1 protein-coding gene and 1 pseudogene are annotated in these 1,175 nt (G+C 43.5%); both read left to right on the top strand.

What is annotated here, in order from left to right; translation table 11 throughout:
* A pseudogene (locus Q0590_RS37340) lies at positions 1 to 394 on the top strand (hypothetical protein); the annotation flags it as partial.
* 253 nt (positions 395 to 647) lie between these two features.
* Positions 648 to 1,175 (top strand): transposase (locus tag Q0590_RS37335; RefSeq protein WP_302042786.1); only part of this gene is annotated, 528 nt, incomplete at its 3' end.

The raw sequence follows: 1,175 nt of genomic DNA, 5'->3' as shown, positions 1-1,175 counted from the left end.
TTCAGTCTATTCTGACTGCCTGTGTAGAGGCAGGTATGGTCAGTGGGCACACCCAACTGACCATTCTCGGTCAATAGTGGATGCGGCCTTTGTAGAGGCCAATGCTTCTACAGATAGCCTCAAACGAAAGGCGTTGCTAGAATGGCAATTGGTAAAGGGTGAAGGAAAACAAATTATATCTGCCGAGTTTACAGGGCAAGCTTCTTCCTTCACTGCCTTAGCAAAGACAGACAAGCCGAAAAGCTGTGCAAGAAATAACCGCAGCCATATCAGTATGAGTGATGCGGATGCCAAGCTCAGTCAAAAAGCGGGCAAACCTTCTCGTTTATATTATCTCTCTAGTATGAGTGTAGACACCTACCGCCATGTGATTACCCATATGCAAGCGGACTGAATGAATCAGTCATGATTCATCGATGAACGAGATTCCAAACATCTACTACCCATTGTAGACAAGCTATCAAGTAAACTTAAACAATATGGCTTGCCTGTTCAATATTTACTCGCAGATGGTGGGTTCGGATCAGGCGAGAATGGACCTGCTACGAACGGAGGGCGAAGCACCTCCGATTGCATCGGCTCCAAGCTTCATTGGAGGCACGTCATATTAAAGGCTTCATTTCTTTACCGGGTAGTTATCATTCGAATTGACCACGGAATCGGGTCAATCAAGAGAAGGCTTTCATTATGATGTAACACAAAATGCCTATATCTGTCGCAATGAAAAACTGCTCTACCACCATGGTATCAAAATAGAGTATGGCTTTGCGAATCATCACTACCATGCCAGAGTAAAAGATTGTAGTATATGTCCTTTTAAAAAAGAATGTTATGGCAATAAAAGGAGGCAAAGCCTAAAATTCAGTGTTTACCGTCATTATCATCAAGGGATGCAGGAGAGAGTAGAAAGCAAAGAAGGTAAGAGAATGAAAGGACGAAGAATGGCTACCGTAGAACCGGTATTTGGCAGTTTACTCAACTACTATGGCATGAAGAGAAGCAATGCGAAGGGGAAACAAGCCGCTCATAAGTTCATGCTCATGGCTGCCTGTGCTTACAATCTGCAAAAAATCCTCACTCATATACCAGATCCAAAAAATAAAGTTCAAGTCCTTCCTTCTCAGCATCTGCTTGTTCTTTATTTTGTTCTCCGCTACGTTGTGCAACACCCAGGG

Source organism: Rhodocytophaga aerolata (assembly GCF_030503435.1).
GTDB classification, from domain to species: domain Bacteria; phylum Bacteroidota; class Bacteroidia; order Cytophagales; family 172606-1; genus Rhodocytophaga; species Rhodocytophaga aerolata.
Note: the sequence above shows the minus strand (reverse complement) of the source record. Positions and strands in the feature narration are given on the sequence as shown.